This window comes from Achromobacter sp. JD-1 (assembly GCF_038594925.1).
GTDB lineage: Bacteria > Pseudomonadota > Gammaproteobacteria > Burkholderiales > Burkholderiaceae_B > Achromobacter > Achromobacter spanius_C.
In genome coordinates this window covers 59,818-66,039 of sequence record NZ_JBCGCS010000029.1, presented here as the reverse complement: position 1 = coordinate 66,039, position 6,222 = coordinate 59,818, and the positions used below count along the sequence as shown (strand labels likewise).

Below are 6,222 nucleotides of genomic sequence, written 5' to 3'. Positions count from 1 at the left end.
TACAACGAATCGCATCCACACAGTGCGTTGAAGTATCGTTCTCCCCGAGAGTTCCGGCGTCTCGCCGTTTTATCAACCTAACGGTGAAGTGGTGTCCGGCGATACAGGGTCAAATCCAGATGCGATGTAACGTGGGGAAGCGTAGCGTGAGGGCATAAAGTGCATGTTCAAAGATGTGCATCAGACTGCAGATTACCGGGCGAGATCGCAGTGTGACACTATTTTCCTGGAAGAAATACAACTCTACGAGAAGCAGAGTGCGCTGCGTTTATGGAGCAAACTAAATTCCGCTATTGGCCGATTCTGTTGAAAAACTCCTTCCAGTGATGCTCGACTACCTTCTTGAGAGTGCTTCACCCCTTGCTCGGGATGAGATCGTTGATCTGGCGCCGATCTGAAGGGTCAATTTTTCGATCCCGGTGCGATGGTGCGCGGAGATCGAGTTTTTCAACAGAATCGGCCGAAAGCGGTTGTCGAAGACTGGCAGTTTTCGACCCAAAGCAGCCTTGAGCCTAGAGGCCTGGCTCTGACACCACCCGCGGATGGGTCTCCTTCGGAACGCCTTGTCACTTCCGGCTATCCCCGGACGCCAGTTCCGCGCGCCGCGCGTGACGGCGACGGGAGGGAACGTCATGTTATAGAATGAGAGTGATTTGTATTTATAGGCATCCGTGCGCCGCGCCATGCTTCCGCATTCCATGCTTACCTCGGACCATCCTCTGCTGACCCGAATCTACACCGAAGACAGGCCATGGTTGCTGGGCCGCCTCTACTCTCGGCTGCGTAACCTGGAAGACGCCGAGGACGTCGTCGGCGACACGTTCGTGCAGCTCATCCAGACGCCGCGGCTCGCCTCCGTGCGCGAGCCGCGCGCACTCATCATCACCATCGCCAAACGCCTGGTCTGGAAACTGTGGCGCCGTCGCGAGCTGGAAGCCGCGTGGCTGGAAAGCCTGTTCCACCAGGGCGAGCAGTTCGCCCCGTCTCCGCAGGAACAGCTTGCGATCCTGCAGACGCTGCACCAGGTGGACCAGATGCTCGATGGGCTGTCAGCGAAGGCGCGCGCGGCGTTTCTGTACAGCCAGCTCGACGGCCTGACGCACAAGGAAATCGCCGCCGCGCTGGGCGTGTCGGTGAGCATGGTGCGCCAGTACATCGCGCAGGCGCTGCAGCGCTGCTACGCGCTGGCGGACGCGCCATGAGCCGCGAGCAATCTGTGGCCGAGGCCGGCGATCGCGCGATCGGTTTCTGGGTCAAGCTGACCTCGGGCGAGGCGACGGATGCCGATCACGCCGCCTGTGCTGCCTGGCGCGCGGCCGACCCAGCCCATGAATATGCCTGGACGCGGCTGCAGCAGGGCCTGAGCCAGTCGGTGGGGCGGTTGGAAACGGTGATGAAGAACGAGCACCACGCTTTGCGGCGCACGCTGGTGCGTCCAGCGCGCCGCCGTGTGCTGCTCAACGCGGCCGCCCTGGCCGGCGCCGCGGCGGCGGGCGGCTGGGCCGCCAACCGCATCACGCCGCTGGGCAATCTGACGGCCGACCTGGGCACGGCTACGGGCGAACGCCGGACCTTCACGCTGCCGGACGGTAGCCTGCTGACCCTGGATGCCCGCAGCCGCGTGGACCTGGATTTCACGGCAGACGCGCGCAGCGTGCGGTTGCTGGAGGGTGCGCTGGTGGTACAGCCGCGCACCGGCCTTTCCGCGCTGTTTGCGGTGCACACGGTGCACGGGCAGGTTCGCAGCGCGGGCGCGGGCTGCATGGTGCGGCTGGAAGAGGAGGCCAGCCTGGCCGTGGCGTTGCAGAACAGCGTCGATGTCGTTCCGCGCGACGCGTCGCCGCTGACGCTGGCGATGGGGCAGGGCGCGCGTTTTGGGGCTGCCTGGGCGGATCGCCCGCAAGCGATGGAAGACGCCGCGTCGTGGCGCGAGGGATGGCTGAAGGCGCGCGATCAGCCGCTGGGCGAGATTGCCGCGGCGCTGGCCAGCTACCGCACGGGCGTGCTGCGCGTCAGCCCGCAGGCTGCCCGCCTGGCGGTGTCCGGCGTCTATCCGCTGGACGACACCGACCGCGCGCTCAGCGCGCTGGAACACACGCTGCCGATCACGGTCAGCCGCTATACGCGCTGGCTCACTTTGATCGACGTCCGGTCGGCCTGACCGGTTTTCTCACTTTCTTTTGCACGAGCACTGTCACTTTTCCGATCTCGCGGCACATACCCAGATATCACTGTGCGCAACGTATCGGAGAGCTTCATGCGCGTTTTGCCCGTTCCCCATGTCCTGAGTATCGCCGTGGTCCTGGCGGCGTCCAGCCTTGGCCAGCCAGTCCACGCCCAGCCGCGGGCGCCCATCGCGTTCGACCTGCCCGCCGGCAGCCTGGACGCCACGCTGACCGAGATTGCGCGGTTGAGCCGGACTGTGGTGTCCTACGATCCGCAGCTCGTGCGCGGCCTGAATGCCCCGGCCGTGCGGGGCGTATACACCACGGACGCTGCGCTGCGCGTCGCCCTGGCAGGCAGCGGACTTGAATCCACGCAGGCCGCGGACGGCACGCTGACCCTGCGGCGTGCACCGCCCGAGACCACCACCCTCGCACCGGTCACGGTTTCCGGCAATTTGCCGCCCGTGGACACCAGTGACACCTACGTCGTGCAGGTGACGAACAGCGCCACGCGCCTGAACCTGTCGCAGCGCGAGACGCCGCAATCGGTAACGGTGGTGACGCGCCAGCGCATGGATGACCAGTCCATGCGGAACCTGGACGACGTGCTGCAGGCGACCACCGGAATTTCGGTGGTTCAGAGCGGTTCGGAGCGCTCGACCTACCAGGCGCGGGGCCAACAGATCGACAACCTGCAGATCGACGGTGTGCCGGTCAACATAACCAACCCGTATTCGTTCGACGCCATCAACAAGCCCACCACCGAGATCTATGACCGGGTCGAGGTCGTGCGCGGCGCCACGGGCTTGCTGGAAGGGGCCGGCAACCCGGCGGCCGCCATCAACCTCGTGCGCAAGCGACCCGGCTACGAGACGACGGGTGTCATGACGGTGTCGGCGGGATCGTGGGACGACTACCGCACCATGCTCGATGTGTCCTCGCCCCTGAACGACGCCAAGACGCTGCGCGGACGCGCCGTGACGGCCTACACCAATTCGGGCGACTTCTCGCAACAGGCAGGCAAGGAGAACTCGCTCTTCTACGGCATCCTGGAGGCCGACATCACGCCCGCCACCACGGTGACGGCGGGCCTGACCTATCAGAAGGACCGGAACCAGGGCTACGACTGGTCCGGACTGCCGACGCGAGCCGACGGTTCGTTCTACCCGATGTCGCGCAAGACGGCCCTGGTCGGCGACTGGAATTACGTGAACAAGCGCAACACCAATCTGTTCGCCGACATCAGGCACGAATTCGACAACGGCTGGAAGCTCACCGTCGCCGGAAGCTGGCTGTCCGCCAAGTCGGACTTCCTGGGCAATTACACCCAGCGCACGACCGGCGACCTCTTCACGCTGAACCCGCGCCTCTTCCATTTCAACGATACGCAGTGGGGCGTGGACGCCTACGCGTCCGGTCCGTTCCAATTGCTGGGCCGCCGGCATGAGCTGGTGATTGGCGCCTCCACGCGCAAGGACGATTTCGACTATCACGGCGGGCGCGACGCCAGCTATCGCTACGTGGTCGACATGAACGACCTGCGCGCGTTTAATCCGCCCGCGCCGACCGGGCTGGACGTGGACATGTGGCAGTACAACATCACGCAGAAGCAGCAGGGTATCTACACCGCCGGCCGCTTCAGCCTGACCGACAGCACGACCTTCCTCGTGGGCGCGCGCATGAGCTGGTTCGAATTCGACCGCTTTGCGCAGACCACCGTGCGCACGGGAAGCCGCTATGAGCAGCGCGGCAAGGTCACGCCGTACGCCGGCGTGGTGCAGGACCTGAATGAAAACCTGTCGGCCTATGCCAGCTATACCGAAATCTTCAAGCCGCAGGAGAACATTGGCGTCGACGGCGGCGTGCTGCCGCCGATGACGGGGCAGAACTACGAGATCGGCCTGAAGGGCGAGTTCATGGACCGCCGGGTGAATGCCGCGCTGGCGCTGTTCCAGACAGATCAGAAGGGCCGGGCCGACCGGATTTACGACATTGACCTGTGCCCGCCGGGCGTCCTTTCCTGCTTCCGTGCCGCCGAGAAGGTGCGCAATCGCGGCGTGGACTTCGAGATCAATGGAGCCATCACGCCGGCCTGGAACGTCAGCCTGGGCTACACGTACACGCAATCCAAATACGCGCAGGGTCCGCTGGCCGGCCAGACGTTTGCCAGCACCTTTCCGCGGCACCTGCTGAAGGTGTCCACCGATTACCGCCTGCCGGATCAATGGAACAAGCTGCGCGTGGGCGGCTCGGTCTATGCGCAGAGCGGCATCTTCAACACGGGCACGACGGGCGGACAGGATTACAAGATCTCGCAGGGCGCCTACACGCTGGTCGGCCTGCACGCGGTCTACGACGTCAACAAGAACCTGGCGGTGCAGTTCAATGTGGACAACCTCTTCGACCGGAATTACTACCAGTCGGTGGGCAACACGGACTACTTCAACTACTTCGGCCAGCCGCGCACGTTCCGCGTGGCGGTGCGCGCCATGTTCTGACCGGCGCCCGAACCCGGGGCGGCAGGCTCACCCCCGGGCGGTGCCCTATTTCCGCTTCTGGCCGTCCTCCGACGTGCGGCCGGCGACTTCCGACCCGGAGCGGGCTTCAGCATTTTCCGAAGGGTGCAGCGATGGTGTGGCAGGCGTAGGCAGGCGTACTTCACCTAAACTAAAATTTTTTGAAGGTTGCTATGTACACACTGCGCAGATCGCGTCCTGAAGATGGCCCCGCGCTCGTTGACCTTTGGCGGCGCTCCGTAGACGCCACCCATCACTTTCTCGATGCCGAAGATCGAAAGGCCATTGATGCCGAAGTGTGTGGTTTTCTGCCCCATGCACCGGTGATTGTTGCCGTCGATGAAAATGACCATCCCTATGGATTTATGCTGATCGATGGGACCCATATGGAGGCGCTATTCATCGATCCCGATGTACGTGGAAACGGTATCGGTCGTCAATTGTTGCAGCAAGGATTGGCGTTACATGGTTCATTAACGACGGACGTCAACATGCAGAATTCTCAAGCGGTCGGCTTCTATCAACGGATGGGATTCGTCGAAACTGGACGTTCGGAGAAGGATTCACAGGGACGGCCTTATCCCTTGATCCATTTGCGTTACCCCGGCTAGTTGAAAAGGTCCGCTTCTGGCCGAAAGCGGCCGGATGAGCGCGGTCATTTTCGAGCTGACTCGATCAATCAATGCCGCATGCAATGTTCGAAATGAGTTGCTCCATGCAGATTGAGCTGCTTGCCGCTTTTGTGCGCTTTGGCACGTCGCCCCCTGTTGTCGCCCGGTCCACCATCGGAACGCCCCGCGGACCAGGGCTTTGCCCTGGTTCAGCACGAAACACAAGCTGAGCGGCAGGCCCTCAGGCGCTGCGCGACTTCTTGGCGGCCGTCACTACCTTCCGTGCCGGCCGGGCGGTTGCCGGCTTTCCGAGGCCGGAATCCAGCATGGCCGTCAGGCCGATGATGAGGGCCTGCATGCCCTGATCGAGTTCGACTTCCATCTCGAATTCTTCCGCCGCGCGCGCGGCGTCGACGACCGGCTCCAGCCCCGCAACCGAATACACCGTATCCGCCACCGCCATACCGTGGAACGCCACGGTTGCCAGCAGGATGCGGGACTGCTCCTTTGAGATGCCATAGGCATCGGCGATATGGCGCTGATGGCCGTCGATCTTCGCCAGCATGGACGGCGTCGCGGCCAGCCGCCGGATCACGAAAGGCGTCACACCCGGGTGCGCCTTGACGAATTCGCGCACGGACGTCGAGAACACGGTGAGGTAATCCTTCAACTCGCCGCGATTGTTGCTACAGGCCTGCGGAATCTGCCACCGCTTGAAGATTTCCTCTGCAACGAGTCGCTTGAGTTCCTCGAGGCTGGGCACGTGCTTATAGAGCGCCATGTGGCTGACGCCCAGTGCCGCGGCGACGCCCACGAACGTGATGTTGGGCAAGCCCACGGCGATGCCGGCATCGGCGATCCGCTCGCGGGTGATGGTGGGAGGGCGTCCCCGCGTGGGGCGGCGCTCTGGCGGCTGCATGTCTGATCCCT

General features: G+C 63.6%; 5 protein-coding genes. 4 read left to right on the top strand and 1 reads right to left on the bottom strand.

Annotation, left to right across the window (positions count from 1 at the left end):
- Positions 1–683: 683 nt before the first annotated feature.
- From WBR68_RS28510 to WBR68_RS28495, 4 genes are all read left to right on the top strand, one after another.
- Complete coding sequence (locus WBR68_RS28510) at positions 684–1,202, top strand: sigma-70 family RNA polymerase sigma factor (protein ID WP_230695918.1); 519 nt, start codon at positions 684–686, stop codon at positions 1,200–1,202.
- Positions 1,199–2,161: a FecR domain-containing protein gene (locus tag WBR68_RS28505; RefSeq protein ID WP_230695917.1), complete on the top strand. Its 963-nt coding sequence runs from the start codon at positions 1,199–1,201 to the stop codon at positions 2,159–2,161. The genes WBR68_RS28510 and WBR68_RS28505 overlap by 4 nt, the downstream gene beginning before the upstream one ends.
- Before the next feature lie 96 nt (positions 2,162–2,257).
- Complete coding sequence (locus tag WBR68_RS28500; RefSeq protein WP_230695916.1) at positions 2,258–4,663, top strand: TonB-dependent siderophore receptor; 2,406 nt, start codon at positions 2,258–2,260, stop codon at positions 4,661–4,663.
- 191 nt (positions 4,664–4,854) lie between these two features.
- Entirely contained in the window at positions 4,855–5,292 is a 438-nt protein-coding gene (locus WBR68_RS28495) for an acetyltransferase (protein ID WP_230695915.1), read from the top strand.
- Positions 5,293–5,533: 241 nt separating this feature from the next.
- Here WBR68_RS28495 and WBR68_RS28490 read toward each other — a convergent pair whose 3' ends face one another.
- The gene (locus tag WBR68_RS28490; protein ID WP_230695914.1) at positions 5,534–6,211 is read right to left on the bottom strand and encodes a TetR/AcrR family transcriptional regulator; all 678 of its coding nucleotides are present in this window, start codon (positions 6,209–6,211) and stop codon (positions 5,534–5,536) included.
- Positions 6,212–6,222: the final 11 nt, after the last annotated feature.

Coding starts and splice junctions, on each gene's coding strand:
- WBR68_RS28495 (WP_230695915.1), top strand. CDS start 4,855: ATGTACACACTGCGCAGATCGCGTCCTGAAGATGGCCCCGCGCTCGTT.
- WBR68_RS28505 (WP_230695917.1), top strand. CDS start 1,199: ATGAGCCGCGAGCAATCTGTGGCCGAGGCCGGCGATCGCGCGATCGGT.
- WBR68_RS28490 (WP_230695914.1), bottom strand. CDS start 6,211: ATGCAGCCGCCAGAGCGCCGCCCCACGCGGGGACGCCCTCCCACCATC.
- WBR68_RS28510 (WP_230695918.1), top strand. CDS start 684: ATGCTTCCGCATTCCATGCTTACCTCGGACCATCCTCTGCTGACCCGA.
- WBR68_RS28500 (WP_230695916.1), top strand. CDS start 2,258: ATGCGCGTTTTGCCCGTTCCCCATGTCCTGAGTATCGCCGTGGTCCTG.